We start from the raw sequence: 26982 nt of genomic DNA on the forward strand, positions 1-26982 counted from the left end.
CGCGTCGCCCCTCAAACACCGGAATGGAACGTGTCACTGACTGCTCGCCGCAAGGCACATGCCGGATTGAGATTTTGCATGGTGCTGTGCACCGCACTCTCGAGCGCCGCCTTCGCTGCCGTGGAACCGGACCCCGGCGGTTCCGGGATCGCCAGTGTCTGCCAACCCTCCGCCAGCAGTCCGTCTGCCAGGCAACTACTGGCTGCGGCGAGTCGGCAACTGAGCGCCACGCCCCAACCGCTGGCCCGTCTGCACACCGAAGGAACCCTGCCAGGCCAGGGCATACGCGAACAGAGCATTGCCGCCGAGAGGGACTGGCCGATCCTGCGTCGGGCAGCACTGGCCTGGCGCCTGAGCGGGGATCCACGCTATCTGAAGCAGGTCGATGAAGGCCTCGCGGCCTGGTTCAGCACCTATCAGCCGGATTTCAATCCGATCGACGAGACCCAACTTGAGCAACTGATCGAGGCCTACACGCTGACCGCCGGACAGTTGCGGCCGCAGACCCGCGAGACCAGTCGCGCCTTCCTGCGCAACCTCGGCAATGGCTACCTGGCCCAGGTCGCCCAGTTCCATGGCGCCAAGGGGGGGACCCATACCAACAACTGGCAGAGCCATCGGGTCAAGCTCGTTACCCTGGCTGCAGCCGCGCTGGCTGACCGCCAGATGCTCAGGCAGGCCTTCGGGCTCTTTCGCCAACAGGTCGCCGATAACCTGCTGCCCGATGGCTCCGTTACCGACTTCAAGGAGCGCGATGCCCTGCACTACGTCGTCTATGACCTAGAGCCACTGGTCCAGGCCGCGCTGGCGGCCCGCCCCTACGGCATCGGCGGCAACTGGCTGGACTACCGCACACCAGGCGGCGCTTGGCTGGCGCACTCGCTCGACTGGCTCACGACCTACGCCAGCGGACAACGCAGCCACCAGGAGTTCGTCCATACCACCGTGAAATTCGACCGTGACCGTGCAGGTGTTGGCGAAAGCGGCTACAGCGGTAGCTGGGAACCGAAAAGCAGCAGCCAGTTGTATTGGCTGGCGGCACAGCTGGACCAGCGTTATCTGCCGCTCGCCCGGCAACTGGCGCCCAACCCGCCGGATTGGCTGGGCGCCTGCTACCTGAAATAGGTGACCCGCGATGTTTGCAAGGTCCCTGGGGGAGCCGGCTTGCTGGCGATAGCAATCGACCCGACGGCTTCAATCACCGAGCAGGCTTGCCGCCCATCGCGGAGCGCCGGCAAGCCGCACCCACGGGGATCGCACACGGCTCAGACCAGGGGTGTTTCCGGACAGGTGTCCGTTAGGCGATATCCAGGGACTTATTGGCGTTAGTCGGAAGGCATCGAACCGGCTAAAGTGCCCATACTGTTTCTGTCCCCGGATAACGCCCCCCATGACCCGACCCCGCTTCCTGCCCGACAACTTCACCCTGACACTGATCAGCGTGGTGATTCTCGCCAGCCTCCTGCCCGCCAGTGGCCAGGTGGCGGTCGGTTTCGGCTGGCTGACCAACATCGCCATCGCCCTGCTGTTCTTCCTGCACGGCGCCAAGCTCTCGCGCGAATCGATCCTCGCCGGTGCCGGCCACTGGCGCCTGCACCTGCTGGTGTTCGGCCTGACTTTCGTGCTGTTCCCGCTGCTGGGCCTGGCGCTCAAGCCGGTGCTCTCGCCGCTGATCGGCGACTCGTTGTACATGGGCATGCTCTACCTCTGCGCCCTGCCCGCCACGGTGCAATCGGCGATCGCCTTCACTTCCCTGGCCCGAGGCAACGTACCGGCGGCGATCTGCAGCGCGGCGGCCTCCAGCCTGTTCGGCATTTTCCTCACGCCGCTGCTGGTGACCCTGCTGCTGAATGTGCATGGCGAGGGTAGCTCCACCCTCGATGCCATCGTGAAGATCAGCGTGCAACTGCTGCTGCCGTTCATTGCCGGCCAGATCGCCCGGCGCTGGATCGGCGCCTGGGTCGGCCGCAACAAGAGCTGGCTGAAGTTCGTCGACCAGGGTTCGATCCTGCTGGTGGTCTACAGCGCCTTCAGCGAAGCGGTGAACGAAGGCATCTGGCACCAGATCCCCGTCCGCGACCTGGCCGGCCTGGTGGTGGTCTGCTGTGTGGTGCTGGGGCTGGTTCTGGCAGCGTCGACCCTGCTGGGCAAGGCCTTCGGCTTCGACCAGGAAGACCGTATCACCATCCTGTTCTGCGGTTCGAAGAAGAGCCTGGCCACCGGCGTACCCATGGCCCAGGTGCTGTTCGCCGGCAGTACCATCGGCGTGCTGATCCTGCCGCTGATGCTGTTCCACCAGATCCAGCTGATGGTCTGCGCGGTGCTGGCCCAGCGCTACGCCAAGCGCCCGGAGTCAGTTGGCGAACTGATGGGCCAGGTCGATCCTTGAAGCCCTGCCAGGGTCACCCCCTGACTGTAGGAGCGTGGCTTGCCCGCGAAAAGGCCCCCAAGCCTCGCGCAGAACCCTAGAATCTCCCACAGAAGGCATTTCCGGTTCCCGCAGGGACGGTGGACCGGATCGGCAGTACCCTTGCCGAGTCAGCGACAGCGGTGCAGCATGTGCCGTACATAACAAGCAGCCATGAGGAAATCCAATGCTTCTGCACCTGTCGACCTGGACCGAGATCGGCCAGTTTCTCGAACGCAGCCGTACCATCGTCGTACCCATCGGCTCCAACGAGCAGCATGGCCCCACCGGGCTGCTGGGGACCGACTGGATGTGTCCGCAGATCATTGCCCATGAGGCGCAGAAAAGCGCCGATATCCTCATCGCTCCGACCTTCAACATCGGCATGGCTCAACACCACCTGGCGTTTCCAGGCACCATCTCGCTGCGGCCGTCGACCTTCATCGCCGCCATCGGCGACTGGGTACGCTCCCTGGCCGGTCACGGCTTCGAGAAGATCCTGTTTCTCAACGGCCACGGCGGCAACATCGCCTCGATCGAGGCAGCGTTCTCCGAACTGTATGCCGAAGCCAGTTTCGCCAGGCGCCGCGCCGGTTTCGCCCTGAAGCTGTGCAACTGGTGGGACCTTGAGGGCGTCGGCGAATTGGCTCGTGAGCAGTTCCCGACCGGCCACGGCAGCCACGCCACGCCTTCGGAGATCGCTGTGACGCAGTGGGCCTATCCGGACGCCATCAAGTCGGCCGAGTACTCGCCGCAGATCGCCAACACCGGGCCGATCCGCGAAGCGCTCGACTTCCGTGCACGCTTCCCGGATGGCCGCATGGGCTCCGACCCGGCCCTGGCCAGCGTGGAAAAGGGCGGCGCTCTGGTGCACCTGGCGGCACAGAGCCTGGTGAAGGAAGTGCAAGCCTTCAGCCGCGAAGCACTCCCGTAGTGACGGCTGGCCTGAACTAGAGCATTGGCACGGCAATCAGCAGGATCGCCGTGCCATGAGTCGCCGTCGAAGCCAGCACGCCATGGCGCATGCGAACCAGCGCACAAGCCAGCCCCTCCAGCAGGGTGAAGAGCAGCACCGGCCAACCCAGTTGGGTAACCGTCAGCGCCAGGAAGGCATGACAGGCGGAAAACGCCACGGCACTGATCAACGCCGCCCGCAGCAGCGACACCTGCTGCTCCAGATAGCCTTGCAGGAACCCGCGAAACAGCACCTCCTCCAGCGCATTGGCGCCATAGGCCAGCACCAGCATTGCGGGGAACCAGCTCCAGTAGCCGGCGATCGCGGCCGGTTCGATGCCCTGATACAGCCGCAACGGCAAGCCGATCAGGCAGCCGATAGCGACACCCAGCACCGGCCCGGCAATACGGTTGCCCTGAACCACACAACCCGTTGCCACAACGACGGCACCCGCCAGGCCAATAGCGCCATCAGCCCCAGGGACAAGCCACCGAGCACGGTCAGCACGAACGGATTGGCGATAAAGCCGATCTGCAGGTCGCCGCTGAGCGACCACAGGCCCAGCGGCGTCATCGCGTCGCGCAGCAGCACGAAGGTCAGCAGCAGGATCATGATGCGCAGGGCCGGCTGGGTCCCAGGCACCAGGCCAAACCAGAACCCGCAAAGCAGCAGGCCGGGTATCAGGTAAAGCCCGTAGTGGATCAGAACGACGAGTCCGTCATGGATCATTCGGCCATCCCTGGTATCGGCGCGCAGTGAGAGGCGTCCGTTTTAGCAAGTTTCCGGCTGTGCGAACAATCCTGAATGTGGCGTGATTCCCTGTGGAAGCTCGCCAGCGTGCAGATATCCGTAGCGTGCATTCAATCGGGGAAACGGAATTCAGGACTGTAATCAGTCTGAAAATAAAAACTTGAGAAGAGATAAAATGGCAGGGGCGGCTGGATTCGAACCAACGCATGGCAGGATCAAAACCTGCTGCCTTACCGCTTGGCGACGCCCCTGTAGATTTGAAGCTGACATTGTCGCTTTCCTTGGCGACCCTGGCGGGCCACTGCGACAACGAGGACAAATGTATCAACCTTTATTCGCGATGGGAAGCCCCATCAGATAAAAAAATTCTTTGAATACAGCTACTTATTTATGGGTGGCCAGCAGACCGCCATTCCCTGATGGCACGCCCCTGGACAAAACACCCTGCCCCCGCCCGTTTGCGATCGGCGCAATCCCGACCTATGGTCCAAACACCACTCCTTCACAACCCGCTCCCCGGGCCGCTGTCCATCCAATACGAAGCCATCCGTAACGAGGTGAAGACATGCAGAACAATTCCCGCCCCGCCGTGCTCGAACTGATCGGCAATACACCGCTGGTCCGGGTCAGCCGTTTCGACACCGGCCCCTGTACGCTGTTTCTCAAGCTCGAATCGCAAAACCCCGGCGGCTCGATCAAGGATCGGGTCGGCCTGGCCATGATCGATGCCGCCGAGCGCGACGGCCGGCTGCGCCCGGGCTCGACCATCATCGAGGCCACTGCCGGCAACACCGGCCTGGGCCTGGCGCTGGTGGGCCGGGCCAAGGGCTATCGGGTGGTACTGGTGGTACCGGACAAGATGTCCACCGAGAAGGTCCTGCACCTCAAGGCCATGGGCGCCGAGGTGCATATCACCCGCTCCGACGTCGGCAAGGGCCATCCCGAGTACTACCAGGATGTCGCCGCCCGGCTGGCCAGGGAAATTCCCGACTCCTTTTTCACCGACCAGTTCAACAACCCGGCCAACCCGCTGGCCCACGAAACCAGTACCGCACCGGAGATCTGGGCGCAGACCCAGCATGACGTCGACGCCATCGTCGTCGGCGTCGGTTCGGCCGGCACCCTCACCGGGCTGACCCGGTTCTTCCAGCGCGTGCAGCCGAACCTGGCGATGGTGCTGGCCGACCCGCTGGGTTCGGTGGTCGCCGAATACAGCCGCAGCGGTACCCTCGGCACGGCCGGCTCGTGGGCGGTGGAAGGGATCGGCGAGGATTTCATTCCGTCGATTGCCGACCTCTCCAGCGTGCGCCAGGCCTATTCGATCACCGACGAGGAAAGTTTCGACCACGCCCGCCAGTTGCTGCGCGCCGAAGGCATTCTCGGCGGTTCCTCGACCGGTACCCTGCTGGCGGCGGCACTGCGCTACTGTCGCGAGCAGACCCGGCCCAAGCGCGTCGTCACCTTCGTCTGCGACACCGGCACCCGCTACCTGTCCAAGGTCTACAACGACCAGTGGATGAACGACCAGGGCCTGCTGCAGGTCAAGCGCTACGGCGACCTGCGCGACCTGATCGCCCGCCGCTTCGAGGACGGCCGGGTGATCAGCGTCGGCCCGGACGATACCCTGCTGACCGCCTTCCAGCGCATGCGCCTGGCGGACGTTTCGCAACTGCCGGTACTGGTCGATGGGCAACGACTGGTCGGGGTCATCGACGAGTCCGACATCCTGCTCGGCATGCATGACGATGCCGCGCATTTCCGCCTGAGTGTCGCCAGCGTCATGACCGACCAGTTGCAGACCCTCTCGCCCGGCGCCAGCCTCGCCGAACTGCAGGCTGAACTGGACCGCGGGCTGGTGGCGATCATCGCCGACGCTTCGGGCTTCCACGGCCTGATCACCCGCTTCGACCTGCTCAATCACCTGCGGAGATCCCTCGCATGAGCCAGCACGACCAATCCGCGGCCAGCCGCGCCTTCGCCACCCGGGTGATCCATGCCGGTCAGGCGCCTGACCCGACCACCGGGGCGTTGATGCCGCCGATCTACGCCAACTCCACCTACCTGCAGGACAGCCCCGGGGTGCACAAGGGCTTCGACTACGGCCGCTCGCACAACCCCACGCGTTTTGCCCTGGAGCGTTGCGTGGCGGACCTGGAAGGCGGCAGCCGGGCCTTCGCCTTTGCTTCCGGGCTGGCGGCTATCTCCACCGTGCTCGAACTGCTCGACGCCGGTGCCCATGTGGTCTCCGGCAACGACCTGTATGGCGGCACCTTCCGCCTGTTCGACAAGGTGCGCCAGCGCAGCGCCGGGCATCGATTCAGCTTCGTCGACCTGACCGTCCCCGATGCGCTGGAGACGGCCTTGCAGGCAGATACACGGATGGTCTGGATCGAGACGCCGAGCAATCCCCTGCTGAGCCTCACCGACCTGGCGGCCGTTGCCCGCCTGTGCCGTGACCGGGGCATCCTCTGCGTCGCCGACAATACCTTTGCCAGTCCCTGGATCCAGCGGCCGTTGGAGTTGGGTTTCGATATCGTCGTGCATTCGACCACCAAGTACCTGAACGGCCATTCCGACGTGATCGGCGGCATCGCGGTGGTGGGGCAGAATACCGAACTGGCCGACCGCCTGGGTTTCCTGCAGAACGCGGTGGGGGCCATTTCCGGGCCCTTCGATGCCTTCCTGACCCTGCGCGGCGTGAAGACCCTGGCGCTGCGCATGGAGCGCCATTGCAGCAACGCCCTGGAACTGGCGACCTGGCTGGAACGCCAGCCACAGGTGGCGCGGGTGCATTACCCCGGCCTGCCGTCCCATCCGCAGCACGAACTGGCGCGTCGACAGATGCGCGGCTTTGGCGGGATGATCAGCGTCGATCTGAAAACCGACCTGGCCGGTTCGCGACGCTTTCTGGAAAACGTGCGGATCTTTGCCCTGGCCGAAAGCCTGGGTGGCGTGGAAAGCCTGATCGAGCACCCGGCGATCATGACCCATGCCACCATCCCTCCAGCGACACGCGCCCAACTGGGGATCGGCGATGCGCTGGTACGTCTGTCGGTGGGCGTGGAGGACGTCGAGGATCTGCGGGCCGACCTGGCACAGGCCCTGGCACGGATCTGAAACACAACCTCCCGACCATCAACCGAGGAGTATCGGCATGCCCAGCAAAAACACCATCTGCCTCTGGTTCGACGGCACGGCACTGGAAGCCGCGACCTTCTATGCCCAGACCTTCCCCGACAGTTCGGTGACCGCAGTCCACCGTGCTCCCCGCGACTACCCCTCGGGAAAACAGGGCGATGTCCTGACCGTCGAGTTCACGGTCATGGGCATCCCCTGCCTGGGCCTCAACGGCGGCCCGACCTTCCCCCATAGCGAGGCCTTCTCCTTCCAGGTGGCGACCGACGACCAGGCCGAAACCGACCGGCTGTGGCAGGCGATCGTCAGCCATGGCGGGCAGGAAAGTGCCTGCGGCTGGTGCAAGGATAAATGGGGGTTGTCGTGGCAGATCACGCCACGTGCGCTGACCGCGGCGATCAGCCATCCGGACCCGGCGGCGGCCAGGCGCGCATTCGACGCAATGATGGGGATGGGCAAGATCGACATCGCCGTGATCGAGGCGGCCCTCAAGGGCTGAGCGGTGTTTTCGGGACAAGGGCGATATCCGACGAACAGCACGATTGCACAATGCCAGCCGTCGGACATCGCATGCACCATTTTGGGTTCTCTACTAGCCTTGGCAACTCATGGAATCCCCGTTTGCCCGGCAAACCATTGTTCAAGGAGAAATCAATGACGACCCCCGTACTGATGGCCGAACGCACCTACCGCAACTGGTCCACCCCGATTCTGCTGGAACTCAATCTGCGCGCGCACCAACTGGACGCACCTTCGCGTCAGGCCCTGCGCAATGTATTGATCGAACGTCGAATGGCCGACCTGGGCAGTCCGACCGGGGTCGAGCGGCGCAAGACCGCCTGACCCGCAGGATTCGATAGTGGGAGCGGGCTTGCCCGCGAACGGGTCCTCAGGACCGCTAAACGCTTCGCGGGCGAGCCCGCTCCCACAAGTCTCCGGTCCGGCACAAGACCGTGCAATCCGGAAGAGTGCGGGGTTACGACTTGGCCCCTTCGTAGTTGACCATCCAGGCCACGCCGAAACGATCCTCGAACATGGCAAAACGTTCAGCCCAGAAAGTTTTCGCCAGCGGCATGAAAACCTTGCCGCCCTCGCTCAGCCCCTTGAACAACCGCTCGGCCTCGGCGGCGCTGTCGACGTTGAGGGAGACCGATACCCCCTGCGGTTTCTGAAACGGCTGGCCGGACGGGCAGTCCGAGGCCATCAGGCTGAACCCGCCCACGGTCAGGCAGGCATGCAAAATCTTGTCACTGTCCTTGGGCACTTCAGCCTCCGCGGGTGCATCGGCAAAGGACAGCGAAAACAGCTCGCCGCCCAGCACGCGCTTGTACAGAGCGAAGGCTTCCTTGCAGTCACCGTTGAAGGTCAGGTAGGGAATGATTCTCATGGTGGATCTCCTGTCGTCAGGTTTCACGGTTGTCCGGACAACTGCGTGCGCAGGCGTTCTTCCTGCTCACGCAACTCGGGGGTCAGGCATTCGCCGAAATCCTCGGCTTCGAAGATCTGGCGAATCTCGATATCGCTGTCGCTGACCATCGGGTTCGGGCAGCGCTTGACCCAATCGATGGCCTCCTGCAGCGACTGGACCTGGAAGATCCAGAAGCCGGCGATCAATTCCCTGGTCTCGATGAAGGGACCCTCCACGACCGTACGCTGCTTGCCGGAAAAGCGTACGCGGGCCCCTTTGGAACTGGGATGCAGGCCCTCGGCGGCGAGCATCACCCCGGCCTTCACCAGTTCCTCGTTGTAGGCGCCCATGGCGGCCAGCAGTTGCGCGCTGGGCATTTCCCCGGCTTCCGATTCGGGGCTGGCCTTGACGATCACCATAAATCGCATGGCTGTTCTCCTGATGGTGGATGAGCCGTCCCTGTGGCGGCTCTACGGGTTAATCGAACGGCCGGGCACGGAATCGACAGGCCGCTGAAAATATTTTTCCAGCAATGCCGCTGGTCCGGTTCAGACGTTGCCCACAAGCGACTGTCGAGAAGGCCTGACGCCAATCGACTAAGCATAGAACTGTACCCCCACCGCTTCCCGGCGCCCTTGCCGGGCGGCACCGACCACAAGGAAACCTCGTGATGAACCAGCCCAACGTTGAACAACATGCCGTGGTATCGCGCCAGGAGTGGCTGGCGGCGCGTCGGGAACACCTGATCCAGGAGAAGGCCCTCAGCCGTCAGCGCGAGCAGCTCAGCGCCGCGCGGCGTGCCCTGCCCTGGCTGCGGGTCGACAAGGACTACCGCTTCGAAGGTGCCGATGGCCCGCGACGGCTGGCCGACCTGTTCGGCAACCACAGCCAGTTGATCGTCTATCACTTCATGTTCGGCGACGGCTGGGCCGAGGGCTGCCCCCACTGTTCGTTCCTGGCCGATCATTTCGACGGTGCCAACCTGCACCTGGCCCATCACGACGTTGCGTTCGTTGCCATTTCCCACGCGCCGTGGGCCCGGTTCCAGGCCTTCAGACGGCGCATGGGCTGGCGGTTCGAGTGGCTGTCCTCGGCCGGCAGCGACTTCAACCACGACTTCGGCGTGAGCTTTTCGCCCGAGGAACGGGCCAGCGGCCAGATCGACTACAACTACCAACGCCTCGCCGGCGGTGCCGAGGAAATGCCCGGGCTCAGCGTGTTCTACCGCAACAGCGAAGGTGAGATCTTCCATACCTATTCAACCTATGCGCGAGGCCTGGACATCCTGATCGGCGCGCACAACTTCCTCGACCTGACGCCCAAGGGACGCAACGAAGGCCCGATCATGAACTGGGTCCGGTTCCATGATCGCTACACCGACAGTGCCCGGCACGCCTGCTGCGGGTCCCATGGCGATAAATAATCAATGAGCCTGTTGCCACGTTCGTCATAAGATCGGCGTACGCTGACAAGTTCATGCCGGGCCTGCCCGTCACCAGCAATTCAGACCAGTCCTACAAAATATGCTGACTTTGCTCCCCTCCCCGGTCGAAAGTCCGGGGTTGGGCGGGCAAACACGACCATTCGTCAGCAGAACGGTTAATATCGAAAAGCTATTACTGCACTCTTTCCCCTATCAGCCCCTGTCAGAGAGGAACAATGGATTCTGCCGCCGTCTCGCTTGGTCAACGTTCGGATTTCGCCCTGGCCCTCTCGGGGGGCGGTGTCCGGGCCATGGTGTTTCATCTGGGGGTACTCAGGTATCTGGCCGAACAACAGGCGCTGGAGCGGGTCAGCCAGCTCTCGACCGTTTCCGGTGGCAGCCTGCTGGTGGGACTGCTGTTGCATGAGAACGGCGGGCAGTGGCCCGATTCGGCGCAGTTCTTGCAGCGGCTGTATCCGCTGCTGCGGGAAAAACTCTGCTCACGCAGCCTGCTGCTCAGTGGCCTGCGCCAGTTGCTCAATCCGCTGAACTGGCGCTTCCTGCTGTCGCGGGCCAACCTGCTGGCGTTGGGCCTGCGCAACGAATGGGGCGTGGATGGCCTGCTGTCGCAGGTCGGTGGCCGGCCGGACTGGTCGATCAACGGCACCACGGCCGAGAACGGCAAGCGCTTTCGCTTCAAGCGCAGCAACATGGGCGACTACTCCATCGGCTACGCCGCCACGAGCGACATGCCGTTGGCCGAGGCCCTGGCGGTTTCGGCGGCATTTCCCGGCGGCATCGGCCCGCTGGTGCTCGACAGCCGGCGCTTCAAATGGATGCAACGCGGCTGGGATGCGCCGTTGAACACGGCGGTGCCAACCAAACCGCCCTTCGCCAGGCTGCACCTGTATGACGGTGGTGTCTACGACAACCTCGGCCTGGAGCCGTTCTTCGACGCGGCCACCGGACGCAGCAAACGCTACGAATACCCGATCGTCGTCTGTGATGCCGGCGCACCACTCAAGCCGGGCTTCCAGGCCGGCGTACTGAGCCCCTGGCGGCTCAAGCGCATGGCCGACATCATGTCCGACCAGTCCCGGGCCCTGCGGATACGCAGCTTCGTCGAATACCTCGACCAGGCGCCCGGACGCGGCAGCTACCTGGGCATCGCCAGCGCGCTGATCGAGGCGCCGGCAGGCAGCGATGCGGCGTTTGCCGCAAGCTTCCCCACCAGCCTGAATCGCCTGAGCAACGAGGTCTTCGACCGTATCGCCCGGCATGGTCATGCCGTGGCGCGGGTCACCGACCGGCAATACGGCCTGTTGCCGGCAGTATCGGCGACAAGCCGCCCCCAGGAACCGGCCTGAGCGTCGCTCAAGGCAGCACCAGCACACCCAGGCTGGCACTGACCACCAGGGCGGTGCCGGCGAACTGCAGCGGCACCATCGGTTGGCTCAGCACCACGTAGCCGGCCAATGCACCGACCGCCGGTTCGACACTCATCAGGATGCCAAACGCCGAGGTTGGCATCCGCCGCAGTGCGATCATCTCCAGGCCATAGGGCAGCAGCGGTACGAACAGCGCCAGCCCGGCACAACTGGCCACCTGCAGCCACGGCAGGTGCCCTCCGCTTTGCCACAGCCCCAAGGGTGCGGTGATCACGGCAGCGGCCAGCAGCGACACCGACAGTCCTTCAAACCCCGAGAACAAGCTGCCGACCCGTTTCATCAGCAGGATATAGCCGGCCCAGCCCGCCGCCGAACCCAAGGCCAGCAGCAGCCCCAGGGGTTCACCGACCCAGCCCTGGTCATTACGCGCCAGGAGCAGTACGCCCAGCAGCGCCAGGAACGGCCAGACCAGCGCCCGCCAACGACGGATGGCCAGGCTCGCCACCAGCAGCGGCCCGAGAAACTCGATGGCGATCGCCAGCCCCAGGGGAATGCGTTGGATGGCGGCAAAAAAGCAGCTGGTCATCACCGCCATGGCCAGCCCCAGCCCGGCGGCGGCCCCCCAGCGCGACCACGAGTAACTGCGCAACCGCGGACGCACCAGCAGTCCCAGGATCGCCGCCGCCCAGCACAGGCGCAACCAGGTGGTACTGAAGGTTCCATAGCTGTCCATGGTTGGTGTCGACAGTGCCGCACCGAATTGCACGAAGAGCATCGACAGCACGCACAGCCCCGCGGCCAGCAACAGATTCCGGCGAGAGGTGCGTGCGACTGGGGGGTTCAGTACGGCGGCGTTGTCCTGCATGGCAAAAACTCCTGTCAATGAGCGCCTATCCTAGCCAGCCGGCCGACATTCAAATAAGCTGATATTCCTGATTCCAGCTTAAGGAATTCTGATAATGCGCGATCTCGACAGCAGCCTGCTGCGAACTTTCGCCACCGTCGCCGAGACCGGTACGGTCGGTGCTACCGCCCAGCGCCTGGGGCGGACCCAGGCCGCCGTCAGCATGCAACTGCGCCGCCTGGAGGAAGACCTGGAGCGGCGGCTGTTCGAACGCTCGCCCCGTGGCCTGCGCCTGACCGAGGCCGGTCATACCCTGCTGCCCTACGCCCACAGCATTCTCGGCACCGGTGCCGATGCCCGGCGGGCACTGGCGGCCAGCCAGGTGGCGGGCACGGTGCGCCTGGGCCTGCTGGAGGATATCGCCATCGGCAGCCTGCCGCGGGCCCTGCAACGGTTTTCCGCGGCCTATCCGCAGGTCAGCCTGGAAATCACCGTCGACAGCAGCGCAGCCATGTCCGCCCGGCTGCTCGAGGGTGCACTGGATATCGTCGTCGGCGACACCCATGGCATCAACGCCAGGCCCCAGGTGAGCTGGGAGTTGCCGCTGTTCTGGGTCGGCGCCCGTGGGTTGGTGCTCGAACCGACGCTGGACGCCCGGGTCCTGTCCCTGGTGACCTTCAGTGGCACCTGCCTGTGGCAGCCGCGGGTGGAGCAGCAACTGAAACAGGCCGGTATCGGCTGGCGGGTGGTGTGCAGCAGCACCAGCCTGCCGGCGGTGCAGTCGGCGGTCGAGGCCGGCCTGGGCATTGCGGTACTGCTCGAAGGCAACATCCGTACGCAAAGCATGCGGGTGCTGGGGGCTGCCGAAGGTCTGCCAGCCGCACCGGTGGTGACCTTCGGGCTCTACGTGCGCCCCGTCCCTGCCGTCCAGGCCCCGGCTGTCAGGGCGATGCAGCGATTTCTCGAAGAGGCGTTGAACATCCCCAGCGCCTGACTCACTCGCCCGCTGCGGCCAGCTCGAAACAGAACACCGCGCCCTTGCCGGGCACCGACAGCAGACGGATCTGGCTGTCGTGCAACTGCAGGATACGCCGCACGATCAACAGGCCGAGGCCGCCGCTGCGACGGTCGCCGTCCTGGTTGAAGGGACGCCGGAACAGGTTGTCCAGCAGCTTGGGCGGGATACCCGGCCCCGTATCGCTGACGGTCACCCGGACCTTGCCCGATGCATGCACCAGCGCCACCTCGATGCTGCCGCCTTCCGGGGTATGACGCAGGGCGTTGTCGATCAGGTTGGTCAGCACCCGTTCGATCATGCCGAGGTCGGCACTCACCATCGCCGCACCGCGCGGCAGTACCGCCAACAGCTTCGAATGGCGGGTTTCGGCCATCAGCTCGAATTTCTGGAACACGTCCTGGATCAGGTCGCTGAGGGAGAAATCCTCCCGTTCCAGACGCACCTCGCCATGCTCCAGGCGCGCCAGTTCGAACAGGGCCTGGGCCAGTTGCCGGACCTTGTTGCTCTGCGCCAGCGCGGTGCCCAGGTAACGCTTGCGCTCGTCCGGCGCCAGCAGCTCGCCCTTGAGCGACAGGGTTTCCAGGTAACCGTGCAGGGACGCCAGTGGCGTACGCAGGTCATGGGAGATGTTCGCCACCAGCTCGCGCCGGTCCTGGTCGAGTTGGGTCAGGGCCCGCCACTGTTCGCCGATACGCACCGCCATCTGGGCGAAACTCGCTTCCAGCACCTCGATTTCGTTGCCCCCCCCCGAACCGGCAAGAGGCAGTGTCGGCGGGTTGACCGGGGCGGCATCGGTGTCGAAATCGCGCATGGTCTCGGTCAGGCGACGCAGTGGCCGGGTGATCAGGCGAAAGGCAATCAGACCGGCGATCAACCCCAGCAGTGCCACCAGGCCCATGGCCCACAGCGTGGTGCGCAACACCGTGCTGGCACTCACGCGCGCCGCCAGGCGGTCATGCTCCTCGCCCTGCAGGACCACGTAGAGATAGCCCAACGCCTTGCCGCCACCGTGCAGCGCGGCGGCGCTGAACACCTTGCGTCCATCGGTACTGCGCGGGTCATCGCCCAGAATCGGCAGCGGCTGGCCGTCCAGCAGGCGCCGGATCGGCTCCAGGTCGACCTGGTCACGCTTGAGATGGCCCTGGGGCGCGGCGTCGCCAGTGATCCGCCCGCTCGGATCGAGCAGGTACACCTCGACGCTGGGGTTGACGTTCATCAGTTGGCCGAACAGCGCCCGCACACCGTCCATGGTCAGGCCCTCGGTACCCACCAGGCGGTTTTCCAGGGCGATGCTGCGGGCCAGGTCGCGGGACAGCCCCTGCACCACCTCCTTTTCGTGCATGTCGCTGGCGCGCACCTGCAGCCACACCGAGGCGCCGCAGCAGGCCAGCAGCAGGATCGAGAACACCACGGACAGGCGCTGGGACAGGCTCAGGTTCATTCGGCACGCCCCGCGGGAGCAAAACGATAACCGCGGCCCCAGACCGTGAGAATCCGTTCGGGCTGTGCCGGATCGACCTCGATCTTCGCCCGCAGGCGGTTGATATGGGTGTTGACCGTGTGTTCGTAGCCATCGTGCTGGTAACCCCAGACCTGGTTCAGCAGATCCAGGCGTGAATACACCGTACCGGGGTTCTTCATGAAGAAGTGCAGCAGGTCGAACTCCCGTGGCGTCAGGTCCAGTGCCTGGCCGTCGAGCCGGGCCTCGCGGGCCAGCGGGTCCAGGCTCAGGCCGTTGAGTTCGAGACTGCCGGCGTCGACCTTGAGGCTCCTGGCCAGGGCATCGACCCGCCGCAGCAGGGCCTTGACCCGCGCCGCCAGCTCGAGCATCGAGAACGGCTTGGCCAGGTAGTCGTCGGCGCCCAGCTCCAGGCCCAGCACCCGATGCATCTCGCTGGAGCGGGCGCTGGTGATGATGATCGGCGTGTAGCGCGCCATGGCCCGGGCCTGGCGGCAGATTTCCAGGCCATCGACGCCCGGCAGCATCAGGTCGAGGATCAGCGCATCCCAGCCGCCCTTCTCCAACTGTGCCAGGCCCAGATTGCCGTCGGCACAATGGGTGACCTCGTAGCCCTCGTCCCGCAGGTGCAGGCTCAGCAGCCCGGCCAGGTGCAGGTCATCCTCGACGATCAGAATGCGTTTGGGTGAATCCATGGTGTGACGTTCCTGCAGGTGAAATATCCGGGACGTTCACAGCATATGACGTCCGCCCCATTGTGCCGAATCGGCAGGGGGAAAATGTTCACGATTAATTTAACTTTGCGGGAGGATTTGGCGACCGTTGCCGGCCGACACTGAAAGCCTGATCAATTGCCGTGGAGATCATGCCATGTCCAGCAGAAGACGCTTTCTTCTTTCCAGTGCCGCCGCCCTGCTCGCCGCCGGTTTCGTCGACTGGCGCGCGGTGGCCGCCACCCTCGGCGGCAACGCTGCCCCAGGCGTCACGGACGAGACCTTCGAGGTCAACCACAGCGACGCCGAATGGCGGGCGATGCTGAACGACAGCCAGTACCAGGTGCTGCGCCATGAGGGCACCGAACGCCCCTACAGCAGCCCCCTCAACGATGAACACCGCGCCGGTGTCTTCGCCTGCGTCGGCTGCCGGCAGACGCTGTTTTCCTCCTCGGCCAAGTTCGACAGCCACACCGGCTGGCCGAGCTTCACAGCGCCGCTGGAGAACGCCGTCGGCACCCGTCGCGACAGCTCGCTGGGCATGGTCCGCACCGAAGTGCATTGCCATCGCTGCGGCGGCCACCTGGGCCACGTGTTCCCCGACGGGCCGGCACCGACCGGCTTGCGCTACTGCATGAACGGCGTGGCGATGAGCTTCACGCCGCGTGCGGGCTGAGCGGCTGGGCCTGTTCGCGGGCAAGCCCTGCTCCTACAGGGACCAACCCCAGCCAGAGCCCCACGGCCGGCAACGTTTCAACTTCATCGACAAGGATCTGCATCATGTTTTTAATCATCCTGGCGTACCTGGGCGGTCTGCTGACCATCCTGAGCCCGTGCATCCTGCCGGTGCTGCCCTTCGTGTTCGCCCGCTCCGGCGAATCGTTGCGCCGCAGCGGCCTGCCGCTGCTGTGCGGCATGGCCCTGACCTTCGCCCTGGTCGCCACCCTCGCCGCCGTCGGCGGTGGCTGGGTGGTGCGGGCCAATCAGTACGGGCGCTGGCTGGCGATGGCGCTGATGGCCTTCTTCGCCATCACCCTGCTCTTCCCCCACCTGGCCGATCGCCTGGCGCGGCCGCTGGTTTCGGCCGGTGACCGGCTGTCACGCTCGGCCCAGGCGGAAAGCGGGCAGCCGAGCGTGCGCTCGTCGTTCGTTCTCGGTATCGCCACCGGTCTGCTGTGGGCTCCCTGCGCCGGGCCGATCCTCGGCCTGATCCTCACCGGTGCGGCCCTGCAGGGCGCCAACATCGGCACCACGCTATTGCTGCTGGCCTACGCCGCCGGTGCCGCCACCTCCCTGGCCGGTGCCCTGCTGGTCGGTGGTCGGGTATTCAGCGCGATGAAACGCAACCTCGGGACCGGCCAGTGGCTACGCCGCGGTCTCGGCGCGGCGATGCTCGCCGGGGTGGCGGCGATTGCCCTGGGCCTGGACACCGGCCTGCTGACCCGGGTCTCGACGGTCGCCACTGCCGGCATCGAGCAGAAACTGCTGGATACCTTCAACCCGGCGCCGCAGCCAGGCGCAATGATGGCGGCGGTGGTTCACGATGAACAACCGGCCGGCAGCATGATGGCCATGGCCGCCAAAACGTCGACTGAACGCCCCCTGCCGGTCGAAGGCACCCTGCCCGATCTCTCCGGCGCCGTGCAGTGGCTCAACTCGGCCCCCCTGAGCGCCGCCGAACTCAAGGGCAAGGTGGTGCTGATCGACTTCTGGACCTACTCCTGCATCAACTGCCTGCGCAGCCTGCCCTACGTCAACGCCTGGGCACAGAAATACCACGACCAGGGCCTGGTGGTGATCGGCGTGCATGCTCCGGAGTTCGCCTTCGAACGCGACATCGACAATGTACGCCAGGCCGTGAGCAAGCTGGGGATCCGCTATCCGGTGGCGATCGACAATGACTACGCCATCTGGCGTGGCTTCAACAACCAGTACTGGCCGGCGCACTACTTCATCGATGCCCAGGGCCGGGTGCGCTACCACCACTTCGGCGAAGGCGACTATGCCGGCTCCGAGCAGGTGATCCAGCAACTGCTGGCCGAAGCCGGCAACCGGAACGTCTCCGGCGGCGTGGTCAGCACCCAGGCCAGCGGTGTGATGCAGGCGGCGGATGAAGCCGAAGTGAAATCGCCGGAAACCTACATCGGCTATGACCGTGCCGAGCATTTTGCTTCCCCGGGCCAGCAGCTCGCCGACCAACCCAAGACCTATGACGCGCCCCGGCAACCGCAGCTGAATCAGTGGGGCCTGGCGGGCAACTGGACCGTGCGCCCGGAACAGGCGGCCTTGAACCAGGCAGGCGGCTCTATCGTTTTCCGCTTCCATGCCCGTGACCTGCATCTGGTGCTCGGCCCTTCCGCCAGCGGCCAACCCGTTCGCTTCAAGGTGCAGGTCGATGGCAAGGCGCCGGGCGCGGACCACGGCACCGATACCGACGCCAACGGCCAGGGCACGGTGACCGAACAGCGCCTGTATCAGTTGGTGCGCCAGGCCGGTGACGTCGGCGACCACACCTTTTCCATCGAATTTCTCGACCCCGGTGTGCAGGCCTACGCCTTTACCTTCGGTTGATTGCCAAGAGGATGCATGAAATGAGCAAGTCCATGATGCAGAAAAAAAACGTCTCGCCGCTGTTGACGATGGCCGCTGTGGCCGGCCTGGCCCTGTCGATCCTGCTGGTGCAGCGCCTGGCCTTTGCCGCCGAGCCGGCGGTGCAGATCGCTCCGCCGGCGCTGGATGAGCCGGCCACCGCCGGCCAGGCCACGGCCGTGTTCGCCGGCGGCTGCTTCTGGGGTGTCCAGGGCGTGTTCCAACATGTGCGCGGGGTGCAGAACGTGGTGTCCGGCTATGCCGGCGGCGCGGCGGGTACCGCCCATTACGAACAGGTTGGCGAAGGCGATACCGGGCATGCCGAATCAGTACAGATCACCTACGACCCGAGCCAGGTCAGCTATGGCAAGCTGCTGCAGGTGTTCTTCTCGGTGGCCCACGACCCGACCCAGCTCAACCGCCAGGGGCCGGACAGCGGCACGCAGTACCGCTCGGCGATCTTCCCGGTGAACGCCGGGCAGGAAAAGATCGCCCAGGCATATATCGCGCAGTTGGATGGCGCCAGGGTGTTCCCGTCGAAGATCGTCACCCGGATCGAGGACAACAAGGTGTTCTATCCGGCCGAGGGGTATCACCAGAACTACCTGACCTTGCATCCCTACGTGCCCTACATCGCCATCAACGACCTGCCGAAGGTGGAGAACCTCAAGCGCATGGAGCCGCAGTGGTATCGGGAAGATCCGGTGCTGGTGCCGGATATACGGTGATCCTGAGGGCCTCTTCGCGGGCAAGCCCGGCTGCTGCAGGTTGTGCCGTACAGGGCTGTTTGTTCTGCACGTTCCTGTAGGCGCCGGGCTTGCCCGCGAAAGCGACGGAGCAGGCACCACCTATTTCAAACGGTGCCTCGCCCCTCAGGGATAACGCCGTTTGTCCGGCGCGGGCGGGAAGTACTGGTACAACCAGGTCTCGCTCAAGGTCCGCTCGCCGCTGCGAATGAACAGTCGCATCTCCACCGGGTCGACGCTGTCGTTGGTCGGGTACCAGTCGAAGATCACCCGGTAGCCGCCGATCTCATCCAGCTTGAGGACACTGAAATCCTTCACCTGACCATTGGAGGTGGTGACCACCGGCTCGATCCCGCTCCCCTCCGGCAGCCGCTCCAGCCCGCCGCCGTTGAAGTCCACGGCAAAACGCCGGGCCCAGACTTCGGGGTAATGCTCGCCCGGCGCCCAGCCCTCGGTGAAACCACCCATGCCCGAGCGCGTCGCATGCACCCGTGCCAGCGGTGTACCCACCGGCGGCAGCGCGCTCCAGTACAGCTTGTAGCCGTAGCTCAGCGAGTCACCGGCCTTGACCGGCTGCTTCGGGGTCCAGAAGGCGACGATGTTGTCCATGGTTTCGCCGGTGGTCGGGATCTCCAGCAACTGCACCGAGCCCTCGCCCCAGGGCGTGGTCGGCTCGACCCACAGGCTCGGCCGGCGGCTGTACCAGTCCACGGTGTCCTGGTAGCTGGCGAATTCGTGGTCGGTCTGCACCAGGCCGAAGCCCTTGGGGTCCTTGTCGGCAAACGCATTGAACTGCAGCTTGGCCGGGTTGTTCAGCGGTCGGCAGATCCACTCGCCATTGCCACGCCACATCGCCAGGCGATCGGAATCGTGGATCTGCGGATGGATGGTGTCGCACATGCGCCGCTCGTGAGTACCACAGCTGAACATGCTGGTCATCGGCGCAATGCCCAACTGCTCGATATCCACCCGCGCGTTGACATGGGCCTCGACCATCATCACCACCTGCTCGGCCTGGCAATCGATATCGAAACGGTAGGCGCCGGTGGCGCTCGGCGAGTCGAGCAAGGCATAGACCACAAAACGCGTGCTGTCCCTGGCCGGCGTCTCGAACCAGAACTTGGTGAAGTCCGGGAACTCCTCACGTTTGTGCGCATAGGTGTCGATCGCCAGCCCGCGCGCCGAAAGGCCGTACTGACCGGTCTTGTCCACTGCGCGGAAATAGCTGGCACCGAGAAAGGAGACGATATCGTGGCGATCGATTTCCGGGGCCTTGAACAGCTTGAAGCCGGCAAAACCCAGGTCGCCCTTGAGCTGGGACGGGTCGATACCGCTGCTGGCGTAATTGAACAGCGGCGGCCGGAAATGCACTTCCCGCGCCTGGCGCGTCTTCGCATCGACGCTGTACATGCGCACCGGCTGCCTGAAGCCCATGCCGACGTGGAAGAACTGCACATCCAACTGACCCTTGAGCTCATTCCACAGCGAATGCCGGGCGTCGTACTGGATCGCATTGAACTGCTGCGGGGTCATGTTCGCCAGCGTCGGCGGCAGCACCTGCCGCGTACTGACATAAGGTTTGCCAGCGAGTCCCTTCGCCTGGGCCTGCAACGCCTCGAAATCAAAATGTTCGATGTCACCGTCCGCGGTGGCGGCGAGCGCCCGTGCCGCGAACAAACCGCTGGCCGACAGGCCGGTATAGGCCGCCAGGGCCATGGAAGCTTTCAGGAGATTACGGCGATGCATAAAAAGACCTGTACTGAGGACGATCCGGACACCGCAAACGCAAGGTGTCGGACAGGGGAATCAGCCACTTCGCACGACCAGCGGCTGCAAGCAAACAGATACCAAATCCTGAGGAACGTTCGCAATCTCTTTGAAAAACTTGATGACAGGCTTTATTCAGCAAAGGTGTGGCTAGATGTTTCAAGCCTCGATCCGATATCGGGGCGCTCCCCTTAACGACCGCCAGGAAAACATGAAAATTTCTTCAGAAAGCTTTCACTGGTTTGTTGGCAAAATCCCACGCCTGTTGTGAAGGTCCGTACGAGGCAACCGCAATGACCCGCATCCTGACCATCGAAGATGATGCTGTAACCGCCAAGGAAATCGTGGCTGAACTGAGCAGCCATGGGCTTGAAGTGGACTGGGTGGACAATGGCCGTGAAGGCCTGGTACGCGCCGTGAGCGGCGACTACGACCTGATCACCCTCGATCGCATGCTGCCGGAACTCGATGGCCTGGCCATCGTCACCACCCTGCGGACCATTGGCGTCGCCACGCCGATCCTGATGATCAGCGCCCTCTCCGATGTCGACGAGCGCGTGCGTGGCCTGCGCGCCGGCGGCGACGACTACCTGACCAAGCCCTTCGCCTCCGACGAGATGGCCGCCCGGGTCGAGGTACTGCTGCGGCGCAAGAGCCCGGCCCGGGAGTTCGAGACCTCGCTGCGGGTCGCCGACCTGGAACTGAACCTGATCAGCCGCGAAGCCACCCGCGCCGACCAACTGCTCAGCCTGCTGCCCACCGAATACAAGCTGCTGGAGTTCCTGATGCGCAACACCGGGCAGATCCTCTCGCGGATGATGATCTTCGAGGAAGTCTGGGGTTATCACTTCGACCCGGGCACCAACCTGATCGATGTACACATCGGCCGCCTGCGCAAGAAAATCGACAGTCCCGGCCTGCCACCGCTGATCCGCACGGTACGAGGCTCCGGTTATGTCATTGCCGAACCCCTCTAAGGGCTGGCGCTCGTCCACCAGCCGCCTGCTGGCGCTTTACAGTTTCCTCTTCGTGGCCTGGAGCTGCAGCCTGATGGGCGTGCTCTACTACGAGGTCTCCGGCTACCTCGACACGCTGGCGCGCCACTCGCTGATGCAGCGCCAGCACCTGTTCTCGCGCTTCCAGGGCCAGCAGTTGCTGGACGCGCTGACCACCAGCATGACTTTCGACATGCGCGGGGTCGACGCCTACGGCCTGTTCAACGAACAGAAAATGCACCTCAGCGGGCCGATCAAGCAAATGCCGCCGGACCTGATCATGGACGGCCACATCCACGAACTGGCCAACTGCATCGATTCCGACGACCCCAACCTGCCCCAGGACAGTTGCGACGCCGTCGCCACCCAGACCCATGACGGCCGCTGGCTGCTGCTGGTGCGTGACAACGGCTCGCTGTTCGGCGTGACGCGGATCATCCTCCATGCGCTGTTCTGGGCGGTGTCGCTGACCATTCTGCCCGGCATTGCCGGCTGGCATCTGCTGCGGCGTCGGCCGATCCGCCGTATCCGGGCGATCCAGGCCAGCGCCGAAGCGATCGTCGCCGGCGACCTCGGCCACCGCCTGCCACTGTCCAACCGCCGCGACGAGCTGGACATGCTGGCGGCCATCGTCAACGCCATGCTCGACCGCATCGAGCGGCTGATGAACGAGGTCAAGGGCGTCTGCGACAACATCGCCCACGACCTGCGCACCCCGCTGACCCGCCTGCGCGCGCAGCTCTACCGCATCCAGCAGCAGGCCCCGCACGACTCTCCCGAGGCCCTGCAACTGGACGGCGTGATTGCCGAGACCGACACCCTGATGGCGCGCTTCAAGGGGCTGTTGCGGATCTCCGAGCTGGAAGACCACCAACGCCGTTCCGGCTTCGTGGTGCTCGACCCACTACCGCTGCTGCGCGAGTTGCATGACTTCTACCTGCCCCTGGCCGAAGAAGCGCAAATCAGCCTGCGCCTGGAGTTGCCGCAAGTGTTGCCGCACATCACCGGCGACCGCGCCCTGCTCTTCGAGGCCCTGGCGAACCTGCTGAGCAACTCGATCAAGTTCACCCCGCCGGGCGGTGAAGTAGTGCTGCTGGCGGCCAGCGACCAGGGCAGCACACGGATCGAGGTGATCGACACCGGCCCGGGCATTCCACCCTCGGAGCGCGATGCGGTGTTCCAGCGTTTCTACCGCTGCGATGACGGCAACCAGCACAGCGGCTTCGGCCTGGGCCTGTCGATCGTCGCGGCGATCATCAGCCTGCATGGCTTCAACCTGAAGATCGGCACCGGCGAGCGAACAGGCGCCCGGCTGATTCTGGAGTGCCGGGACAACCTGATCGCCGTCGACTAGCCGACGCAGACGGCGCGACGGATCGCGAATGCCCTTTGCGGTTGTGCGAGTGAAGGATGGATCATTCCTTGCTCAGGTCCACCAGGGGCGTACCGCGCACTTCCGTCTTGCGCCCATCCTGGATCTGGGTCACCCGCTGCACCGCCTGATCCACGGCCGCCTTGTCCGCCAGCAGGCTATAGCTGATCTGGAACTGCCGCTTCTGCCCGGCACCGATGGTCGGCACCAACCCCAGCGGACGCTGGTAACGACGGTTATAGGAAAAGCTGGTGCCCGGCTCCAGCCCGGTCACGTAGCCCTGGCCCTGGGTGTCGGTGTTCTTCCACAGGGAGAACACCGGCAACTGTTGTGTGTTGAAGCCGACCGACACCCCGAGGTTAGCGGCCTTGTTGTGCAATACCGCCAGGGTATCGCCCTTGGCATCGGCGTAGGGCACGACGTTGTAGACCGTCTCGTCGTAGTCCCGGGTTGGCGCGCGGTAGGTCTGCCAGTCCGGCAGGTCGCCCTTGGCCTTGTCGTTGAACGGTGACACCTGCTTCACCGGCGCAACGAAACGCGCGCCCTGCTCCAGGAACGGCGTGCTGAAGTTGTTGTGGTACAGCGCCTGGTATTCCTTCGGATAGTCGCCGTTGTTGGTCAGCGTGTCATTGAGCGCAAAGCTCACGCTACCGGGCAACGTCGACAGTTCGGTGACCACGGAGAAGTCGACTTTCTTGAACGCCTGCTCCTTCAATTCGCCCTGCAGGCGAATGGCGTAAGGCGGTTGTTCATCGATATGCAGGGTGACCCTGTTGGCCGGAATATTCGCCGCCCGGCCGTGCAAGGTGAGCAATTCGCCGTTGTCCAGCCCCGGGTGACCGACCCACTCATAGCCGCAACGCACCACCAGTTCGTTGAACCCCTCCAGCCAGCCCAGGCCGCCACGGCCGTTGAGTTCGATGAAGGCCGGGTTGACCACCTCCTTGACCGGAGAATCCCAGCCCATGCGCACATTGCCCACGGAGGCGTGCAGAACGTTCATGCCCCGGGTCGGGACCACCGAGAGCTTCATCGTGCCGTTGTCGATGTCGACAATGCTGACCCCTTCCTGGCGGCCGCCGTGCAAGGTGCGCAGGGTTATGGAGAACGGCTTGGCGGTCTTGATCCCCAGTTGCTGGCTGGTGATCTGGCGGTTCTGCGCAGGGGTGTCGCTGTCGAGCAGCACATAGTCCCAGGCCAGGGCGTGGGAAGCGGTGGTCAGAGCGGTAACGCCGAAAATCAGTCGGAGGGTGTTCATGGGCGGTCCTTATTGGAATTGTTCGACTTTTATAAACCTAGTGAAACGATTCAGCAAGTCAAACAAGGGACAGACACTCCGACAGGCCAACCCAGCTGGCCTGCTCTGGACAGGCCTTCCCGAGCTAGATCGACAGCACCCATCGATGCCGATCATCCCCTACTTCTTCCTGCGGCGCCTGCTCGATCCGGAATCCGCAACGAGACAGCACCTTGGCTGAGCCGATATTGTTCTTGTAGACATACGCCACCAATTGCTTGAGCTTCCAGTGTTGCCGGGCCTGCTGAATCAGATGCCTCAAGGCCAGTGTGGCAAGCCCCTGCCCGCAAACGTCCCGAGCGACCCGGTAACCGACTTCAGCGATGCCTTTGGACGAGTCGATATCTTTCAGATTGGCCCGGCCGACGATCCTGCCGCTGGGGTCCTCCAAAACGAACGGATGCCAGGTGCCCTTGGCAAAACCGGACAGATAGTCCTCGATATGCACGGTGACGCCCTGCAATGAGTAGAAGGCCGGATCGCGTGCATCGATGCGTGATTCGAACCATTCACGATTATGGGTTTCGAATGCCAGCAAGGCCTGGGTATCGGTGCCCTCCAGCCTGCGCACTCTGAATGAACTCATTGATCTCCCTCTCCCTGATGCGCAATGTTCCGATTTCTTGTTACTGTTTGCAGACACAGCCGTTGGATTTTATTCAGTGTGTCGAACGCGAGAAATGATGGGCCTGCGACGTGAAGGTGCGCCTAGCCCCTGTCCAGGCCTTCGTTTTCCTGCGCAGGTGGCCACGGTATAGCGACTCCCCCCTCATGAACAGAACGAAATGAGCGCACTGCACAATCTCGTGGAACAGGCCTACGAGCAGGCCAAGCATGGCAAGTGGGATCCACTGCTGTCAGAGTGGAACGAGTGGCCGCAGATTGCACGGCGCTGCTGCCATTATCAAAAAGCCTCTTCCGGTTGGACCTTTCTGCACCAGGCCGCCTACTTCGGTCATGAAGCCGCCTGCCGGGCATTGATTCGTGCCGGTGCCTCGCTAGACAGCATGACCGGCAAGGAGCAGACGGCGGCGGATATCGCCCGGGATCAGGGGCACTCCAGGCTGGCCGAGCTTTTGCGGCGGGCGGCGCAAGTCAGCAAGGTTCACTGGGTCAGCCCCAATGATCCGGACCTGCTGCCCAGCAGCAGCGCGTGGAGCGAAGCCACGGAGCGTCGTGCGCAAGAAGCCATGCTGGTGGCCTATGCCGGCGGCGTGGTCAGGATTGCCAAGGGCGCCAGGTACTTTGCGGACTCGTTCGAACGCACCCTGGTGGGCTGGCACGGTACTTATGATCCGCCTTGCGGGATGGACGGCGAATCGGCTCTACCCATCGCCTAGGCTATGTACGCCAACGTCTGCCTTGGCATCCGCTGAAGGAGCGTCATCCATGAGGTCCGTTGACACGAACCGTCTGAAAATCTGGCAAGCCCTCTCGTCGCTGTTTCTCGATACCGAGATCGACCCGCTGACCTACGACGCCATTGCACGAGCCATCCGGGAGTCCGGCTATTCGCAGGAAGAGGTCCAGCGCATCTTGTGGAACGAGGTTTTTCCGGTTCTGCAGGCGAACCTCAAGTGTGTCGCCGGGGAATGGGCCGGCTGGTCGGATGCCTGGCTTGTGGAAAATCTCAGGGTGGTCGACGAGCCGCAGTCCAGGCACCCGCGTGGCTTGGTTGCCAGGGAAATCGGGAAGTGTTGGCAGAATATCATCCGGGCACTCGGCAAAACCGATACCGTTGCCGGGCAATAGCCGCGCATCATGGAATGGCTATTAGCCACTATCTATTCGCTCACCCGGCAGATGGATTCGAAGCCAACCCGAAGCCCTTCTCTTCCATGACAACAGGACGTTCCATGCACCCGTTGAAAACCCTTCTTGCCACCAGCCTGCTGGTCCTTGCCGGCTGCGCCAGCCAGCCACCCGTGCCGCCACCGGAGTTTCCGGGGCTGGAGCAGTCGGACAAGATCGCCATCCAGGACCTGCGCCCCCACAGTGAGAGCGAAAAAGAGATTTTCAGTCTGCTGATCACCAGTGATGCCTATGCCATCTATCGTGTAGCGGACACCGCGACCAAACCCACAGGCCCGCGGCTGCTGGCCCACCGGGCTTATGAAACGCTGCCGGAACTGGGCAGTCAGCCATCGATCAAGGTGCTGCACTTCGTCACCTATGCCAACCTGCAATCGCAACTGCGCAAGAACGCGCTGCTGGCCGGCTTCACCGGCCCGATCGGCGTAGCGCTGATGGCGGACAAGAGCTTTCCGGCCGGAGACGTCCTGACCACCCGGATCGACAGTCAATCGCTGGACAAGACCGAAGGCAAGGAGGAATACACCCGGGCGTACTTCAGTGCAGAGGAAAACCCGAAAAAGTCTCCGGTGAATCTCATCTATATCGATACGGAAATACTGGGCAAACGCGTCACCACCCGCTGCCTGGTTCCACCGATCGCCTCCAAGCCTCATCTGTTTCTGGTCGAGGCCTATGACATGTGCATTTCCAATCACCTGGCGCTGTATCACGCCAACAACCAGTCGCAAGATACGGCAGCCAAGTAACGGGTCAGGGCGGACTTATTGGGCAAAGTTCACATAAGTTCGCTCCCAAGTTCCTCTCGAAGTAGCCAAGGCCCCTGATCTGTCCCGGATCAATGGGCCAACCACCCTCCTCGCGCAGTGAAAGTTTTTCCTTTCGATCATGGCGCTTTGCTTTG

General features: G+C 63.9%; 27 protein-coding genes, 1 tRNA gene and 1 pseudogene. 18 read left to right on the forward strand and 11 right to left on the reverse strand.

Features of this window, described 5'->3' with window-relative positions:
- The first annotated feature begins 78 nt into the window (after positions 1–78).
- The 3 genes from ACMGT0_RS16915 to ACMGT0_RS16925 all read left to right on the forward strand — a co-directional run bounded on the left by ACMGT0_RS16915 (position 79) and on the right by ACMGT0_RS16925 (position 3341).
- Complete coding sequence (locus ACMGT0_RS16915; RefSeq protein ID WP_416769022.1) at positions 79–1125, forward strand: alginate lyase family protein; 1047 nt, start codon at positions 79–81, stop codon at positions 1123–1125.
- A 265-nt stretch (positions 1126–1390) separates the two neighbouring features.
- Positions 1391–2389 carry a bile acid:sodium symporter family protein gene (locus ACMGT0_RS16920; RefSeq protein ID WP_054058846.1) on the forward strand — a complete coding sequence of 333 codons (999 nt, stop codon included), beginning with the start codon at positions 1391–1393 and terminating at the stop codon, positions 2387–2389.
- Positions 2390–2594: 205 nt separating this feature from the next.
- Positions 2595–3341 carry a creatininase family protein gene (locus ACMGT0_RS16925; RefSeq protein ID WP_416769023.1) on the forward strand — a complete coding sequence of 249 codons (747 nt, stop codon included), beginning with the start codon at positions 2595–2597 and terminating at the stop codon, positions 3339–3341.
- A 16-nt stretch (positions 3342–3357) separates the two neighbouring features.
- Here ACMGT0_RS16925 and ACMGT0_RS16930 read toward each other — a convergent pair.
- Positions 3358–4091: pseudogene (locus ACMGT0_RS16930) on the reverse strand (CPBP family intramembrane glutamic endopeptidase).
- A 197-nt stretch (positions 4092–4288) separates the two neighbouring features.
- Positions 4289–4363 (reverse strand) — tRNA-Gln (locus ACMGT0_RS16935).
- 314 nt (positions 4364–4677) lie between these two features.
- Here ACMGT0_RS16935 and ACMGT0_RS16940 point away from each other — a divergent pair.
- The 4 genes from ACMGT0_RS16940 (at position 4678) to ACMGT0_RS16955 (ending at position 8090) form a co-directional block, all read left to right on the forward strand.
- On the forward strand, positions 4678–6054 hold the full coding sequence (locus ACMGT0_RS16940) for a pyridoxal-phosphate dependent enzyme (protein WP_416769024.1): 1377 nt from the start codon (positions 4678–4680) through the stop codon (positions 6052–6054).
- Positions 6051–7229 (forward strand): cystathionine gamma-synthase, encoded by a 1179-nt coding sequence (locus ACMGT0_RS16945; RefSeq protein WP_416769025.1) that lies wholly within the window; start codon positions 6051–6053, stop codon positions 7227–7229. Before ACMGT0_RS16940 ends, ACMGT0_RS16945 begins: the two co-directional genes overlap by 4 nt.
- A gap of 37 nt (positions 7230–7266) precedes the next feature.
- Positions 7267–7746 carry a VOC family protein gene (locus tag ACMGT0_RS16950; RefSeq protein WP_054063258.1) on the forward strand — a complete coding sequence of 160 codons (480 nt, stop codon included), beginning with the start codon at positions 7267–7269 and terminating at the stop codon, positions 7744–7746.
- A 155-nt stretch (positions 7747–7901) separates the two neighbouring features.
- Complete coding sequence (locus ACMGT0_RS16955) at positions 7902–8090, forward strand: hypothetical protein (protein WP_054058852.1); 189 nt, start codon at positions 7902–7904, stop codon at positions 8088–8090.
- A 133-nt stretch (positions 8091–8223) separates the two neighbouring features.
- On the opposite strand, the gene ACMGT0_RS16960 is transcribed toward ACMGT0_RS16955, so the two are convergent.
- Positions 8224–8634, reverse strand: coding sequence for a VOC family protein (locus tag ACMGT0_RS16960; protein ID WP_054058853.1), 411 nt, complete (start codon positions 8632–8634; stop codon positions 8224–8226).
- A gap of 23 nt (positions 8635–8657) precedes the next feature.
- Positions 8658–9083, reverse strand: coding sequence for a YciI family protein (locus ACMGT0_RS16965; RefSeq protein WP_416769026.1), 426 nt, complete (start codon positions 9081–9083; stop codon positions 8658–8660).
- 242 nt (positions 9084–9325) lie between these two features.
- Here ACMGT0_RS16965 and ACMGT0_RS16970 point away from each other — a divergent pair, with 242 nt between their 5' ends.
- Together ACMGT0_RS16970 and ACMGT0_RS16975 are read left to right on the forward strand one after the other, a co-directional pair.
- Positions 9326–10078, forward strand: coding sequence for a DUF899 domain-containing protein (locus ACMGT0_RS16970; RefSeq protein WP_054058855.1), 753 nt, complete (start codon positions 9326–9328; stop codon positions 10076–10078).
- Positions 10079–10314: 236 nt separating this feature from the next.
- Positions 10315–11445 (forward strand): patatin-like phospholipase family protein, encoded by a 1131-nt coding sequence (locus tag ACMGT0_RS16975; protein WP_416769027.1) that lies wholly within the window; start codon positions 10315–10317, stop codon positions 11443–11445.
- Between the two features lie 7 nt (positions 11446–11452).
- Here ACMGT0_RS16975 and ACMGT0_RS16980 read toward each other — a convergent pair whose 3' ends face one another.
- The gene (locus ACMGT0_RS16980; protein WP_273820863.1) at positions 11453–12331 is read right to left on the reverse strand and encodes an EamA family transporter; all 879 of its coding nucleotides are present in this window, start codon (positions 12329–12331) and stop codon (positions 11453–11455) included.
- Between the two features lie 94 nt (positions 12332–12425).
- Between ACMGT0_RS16980 and ACMGT0_RS16985 the strand changes: the two genes are divergently transcribed.
- Positions 12426–13304: a LysR substrate-binding domain-containing protein gene (locus ACMGT0_RS16985; protein WP_054058858.1), complete on the forward strand. Its 879-nt coding sequence runs from the start codon at positions 12426–12428 to the stop codon at positions 13302–13304.
- Between the two features lies 1 nt (position 13305).
- On the opposite strand, the gene ACMGT0_RS16990 is transcribed toward ACMGT0_RS16985, so the two are convergent.
- Together ACMGT0_RS16990 and ACMGT0_RS16995 are read right to left on the reverse strand one after the other, a co-directional pair.
- A complete protein-coding gene (locus ACMGT0_RS16990; RefSeq protein WP_054058859.1) occupies positions 13306–14769 on the reverse strand; it encodes a sensor histidine kinase in 1464 nt (487 codons plus the stop codon).
- Positions 14766–15482 (reverse strand): response regulator transcription factor, encoded by a 717-nt coding sequence (locus tag ACMGT0_RS16995; protein ID WP_054058860.1) that lies wholly within the window; start codon positions 15480–15482, stop codon positions 14766–14768. Before ACMGT0_RS16995 ends, ACMGT0_RS16990 begins: the two co-directional genes overlap by 4 nt.
- Positions 15483–15657: 175 nt before the next feature.
- Between ACMGT0_RS16995 and msrB the strand changes: the two genes are divergently transcribed.
- Positions 15658–16176, forward strand: coding sequence for a peptide-methionine (R)-S-oxide reductase MsrB (msrB, locus tag ACMGT0_RS17000; protein WP_416769028.1), 519 nt, complete (start codon positions 15658–15660; stop codon positions 16174–16176).
- On the opposite strand, the gene ACMGT0_RS17005 is transcribed toward msrB, so the two are convergent.
- A complete protein-coding gene (locus ACMGT0_RS17005; protein WP_416769029.1) occupies positions 16157–16282 on the reverse strand; it encodes a hypothetical protein in 126 nt (41 codons plus the stop codon). The genes msrB and ACMGT0_RS17005 overlap by 20 nt on opposite strands.
- Between ACMGT0_RS17005 and ACMGT0_RS17010 the strand changes: the two genes are divergently transcribed.
- Together ACMGT0_RS17010 and msrA are read left to right on the forward strand one after the other, a co-directional pair.
- Positions 16281–18071 carry a cytochrome c biogenesis protein DipZ gene (locus tag ACMGT0_RS17010; protein ID WP_416769030.1) on the forward strand — a complete coding sequence of 597 codons (1791 nt, stop codon included), beginning with the start codon at positions 16281–16283 and terminating at the stop codon, positions 18069–18071. The two genes, ACMGT0_RS17005 and ACMGT0_RS17010, sit on opposite strands and share 2 nt — an antisense overlap.
- A 20-nt stretch (positions 18072–18091) precedes the next feature.
- Entirely contained in the window at positions 18092–18817 is a 726-nt protein-coding gene (gene msrA, locus ACMGT0_RS17015; RefSeq protein WP_054063256.1) for a peptide-methionine (S)-S-oxide reductase MsrA, read from the forward strand.
- Between the two features lie 144 nt (positions 18818–18961).
- On the opposite strand, the gene ACMGT0_RS17020 is transcribed toward msrA, so the two are convergent.
- Complete coding sequence (locus ACMGT0_RS17020) at positions 18962–20581, reverse strand: glucan biosynthesis protein D (protein ID WP_273820868.1); 1620 nt, start codon at positions 20579–20581, stop codon at positions 18962–18964.
- 314 nt (positions 20582–20895) lie between these two features.
- On the opposite strand from ACMGT0_RS17020, the gene ACMGT0_RS17025 reads away from it, so the two are divergent.
- On the forward strand, positions 20896–21579 hold the full coding sequence (locus ACMGT0_RS17025; protein ID WP_054059768.1) for a response regulator transcription factor: 684 nt from the start codon (positions 20896–20898) through the stop codon (positions 21577–21579).
- On the forward strand, positions 21557–22951 hold the full coding sequence (locus ACMGT0_RS17030; RefSeq protein WP_416769031.1) for a sensor histidine kinase: 1395 nt from the start codon (positions 21557–21559) through the stop codon (positions 22949–22951). The genes ACMGT0_RS17025 and ACMGT0_RS17030 overlap by 23 nt, the downstream gene beginning before the upstream one ends.
- 61 nt (positions 22952–23012) lie before the next feature.
- Here the strand turns inward: ACMGT0_RS17030 and ACMGT0_RS17035 are convergent, their stop codons facing one another.
- Together ACMGT0_RS17035 and ACMGT0_RS17040 are read right to left on the reverse strand one after the other, a co-directional pair.
- Positions 23013–24227 (reverse strand): aldose 1-epimerase family protein, encoded by a 1215-nt coding sequence (locus ACMGT0_RS17035; RefSeq protein WP_054063254.1) that lies wholly within the window; start codon positions 24225–24227, stop codon positions 23013–23015.
- Positions 24228–24351: 124 nt separating this feature from the next.
- Positions 24352–24852, reverse strand: coding sequence for a GNAT family N-acetyltransferase (locus ACMGT0_RS17040; RefSeq protein ID WP_416769032.1), 501 nt, complete (start codon positions 24850–24852; stop codon positions 24352–24354).
- 199 nt (positions 24853–25051) lie between these two features.
- Here ACMGT0_RS17040 and ACMGT0_RS17045 point away from each other — a divergent pair, with 199 nt between their 5' ends.
- The 3 genes from ACMGT0_RS17045 (at position 25052) to ACMGT0_RS17055 (ending at position 26827) form a co-directional block, all read left to right on the forward strand.
- Entirely contained in the window at positions 25052–25606 is a 555-nt protein-coding gene (locus tag ACMGT0_RS17045; RefSeq protein ID WP_416769033.1) for an ankyrin repeat domain-containing protein, read from the forward strand.
- A 49-nt stretch (positions 25607–25655) separates the two neighbouring features.
- On the forward strand, positions 25656–26018 hold the full coding sequence (locus tag ACMGT0_RS17050) for a DUF7079 family protein (RefSeq protein ID WP_054059773.1): 363 nt from the start codon (positions 25656–25658) through the stop codon (positions 26016–26018).
- Positions 26019–26122: 104 nt separating this feature from the next.
- Positions 26123–26827 (forward strand): hypothetical protein, encoded by a 705-nt coding sequence (locus ACMGT0_RS17055; RefSeq protein WP_273820872.1) that lies wholly within the window; start codon positions 26123–26125, stop codon positions 26825–26827.
- Positions 26828–26982 lie beyond the last annotated feature (155 nt).

The organism is Pseudomonas sp. RHF3.3-3, assembly GCF_048069595.1.
GTDB lineage: Bacteria > Pseudomonadota > Gammaproteobacteria > Pseudomonadales > Pseudomonadaceae > Aquipseudomonas > Aquipseudomonas fuscovaginae_B.

Coding starts and splice junctions, on each gene's coding strand:
- ACMGT0_RS16915 (WP_416769022.1), top strand. CDS start 79: ATGGTGCTGTGCACCGCACTCTCGAGCGCCGCCTTCGCTGCCGTGGAA.
- ACMGT0_RS16920 (WP_054058846.1), top strand. CDS start 1,391: ATGACCCGACCCCGCTTCCTGCCCGACAACTTCACCCTGACACTGATC.
- ACMGT0_RS16925 (WP_416769023.1), top strand. CDS start 2,595: ATGCTTCTGCACCTGTCGACCTGGACCGAGATCGGCCAGTTTCTCGAA.
- ACMGT0_RS16940 (WP_416769024.1), top strand. CDS start 4,678: ATGCAGAACAATTCCCGCCCCGCCGTGCTCGAACTGATCGGCAATACA.
- ACMGT0_RS16945 (WP_416769025.1), top strand. CDS start 6,051: ATGAGCCAGCACGACCAATCCGCGGCCAGCCGCGCCTTCGCCACCCGG.
- ACMGT0_RS16950 (WP_054063258.1), top strand. CDS start 7,267: ATGCCCAGCAAAAACACCATCTGCCTCTGGTTCGACGGCACGGCACTG.
- ACMGT0_RS16955 (WP_054058852.1), top strand. CDS start 7,902: ATGACGACCCCCGTACTGATGGCCGAACGCACCTACCGCAACTGGTCC.
- ACMGT0_RS16960 (WP_054058853.1), bottom strand. CDS start 8,634: ATGAGAATCATTCCCTACCTGACCTTCAACGGTGACTGCAAGGAAGCC.
- ACMGT0_RS16965 (WP_416769026.1), bottom strand. CDS start 9,083: ATGCGATTTATGGTGATCGTCAAGGCCAGCCCCGAATCGGAAGCCGGG.
- ACMGT0_RS16970 (WP_054058855.1), top strand. CDS start 9,326: ATGAACCAGCCCAACGTTGAACAACATGCCGTGGTATCGCGCCAGGAG.
- ACMGT0_RS16975 (WP_416769027.1), top strand. CDS start 10,315: ATGGATTCTGCCGCCGTCTCGCTTGGTCAACGTTCGGATTTCGCCCTG.
- ACMGT0_RS16980 (WP_273820863.1), bottom strand. CDS start 12,331: ATGCAGGACAACGCCGCCGTACTGAACCCCCCAGTCGCACGCACCTCT.
- ACMGT0_RS16985 (WP_054058858.1), top strand. CDS start 12,426: ATGCGCGATCTCGACAGCAGCCTGCTGCGAACTTTCGCCACCGTCGCC.
- ACMGT0_RS16990 (WP_054058859.1), bottom strand. CDS start 14,769: ATGAACCTGAGCCTGTCCCAGCGCCTGTCCGTGGTGTTCTCGATCCTG.
- ACMGT0_RS16995 (WP_054058860.1), bottom strand. CDS start 15,482: ATGGATTCACCCAAACGCATTCTGATCGTCGAGGATGACCTGCACCTG.
- msrB (WP_416769028.1), top strand. CDS start 15,658: ATGTCCAGCAGAAGACGCTTTCTTCTTTCCAGTGCCGCCGCCCTGCTC.
- ACMGT0_RS17010 (WP_416769030.1), top strand. CDS start 16,281: ATGTTTTTAATCATCCTGGCGTACCTGGGCGGTCTGCTGACCATCCTG.
- ACMGT0_RS17005 (WP_416769029.1), bottom strand. CDS start 16,282: ATGATGCAGATCCTTGTCGATGAAGTTGAAACGTTGCCGGCCGTGGGG.
- msrA (WP_054063256.1), top strand. CDS start 18,092: ATGAGCAAGTCCATGATGCAGAAAAAAAACGTCTCGCCGCTGTTGACG.
- ACMGT0_RS17020 (WP_273820868.1), bottom strand. CDS start 20,581: ATGCATCGCCGTAATCTCCTGAAAGCTTCCATGGCCCTGGCGGCCTAT.
- ACMGT0_RS17025 (WP_054059768.1), top strand. CDS start 20,896: ATGACCCGCATCCTGACCATCGAAGATGATGCTGTAACCGCCAAGGAA.
- ACMGT0_RS17030 (WP_416769031.1), top strand. CDS start 21,557: ATGTCATTGCCGAACCCCTCTAAGGGCTGGCGCTCGTCCACCAGCCGC.
- ACMGT0_RS17035 (WP_054063254.1), bottom strand. CDS start 24,227: ATGAACACCCTCCGACTGATTTTCGGCGTTACCGCTCTGACCACCGCT.
- ACMGT0_RS17040 (WP_416769032.1), bottom strand. CDS start 24,852: ATGAGTTCATTCAGAGTGCGCAGGCTGGAGGGCACCGATACCCAGGCC.
- ACMGT0_RS17045 (WP_416769033.1), top strand. CDS start 25,052: ATGAGCGCACTGCACAATCTCGTGGAACAGGCCTACGAGCAGGCCAAG.
- ACMGT0_RS17050 (WP_054059773.1), top strand. CDS start 25,656: ATGAGGTCCGTTGACACGAACCGTCTGAAAATCTGGCAAGCCCTCTCG.
- ACMGT0_RS17055 (WP_273820872.1), top strand. CDS start 26,123: ATGCACCCGTTGAAAACCCTTCTTGCCACCAGCCTGCTGGTCCTTGCC.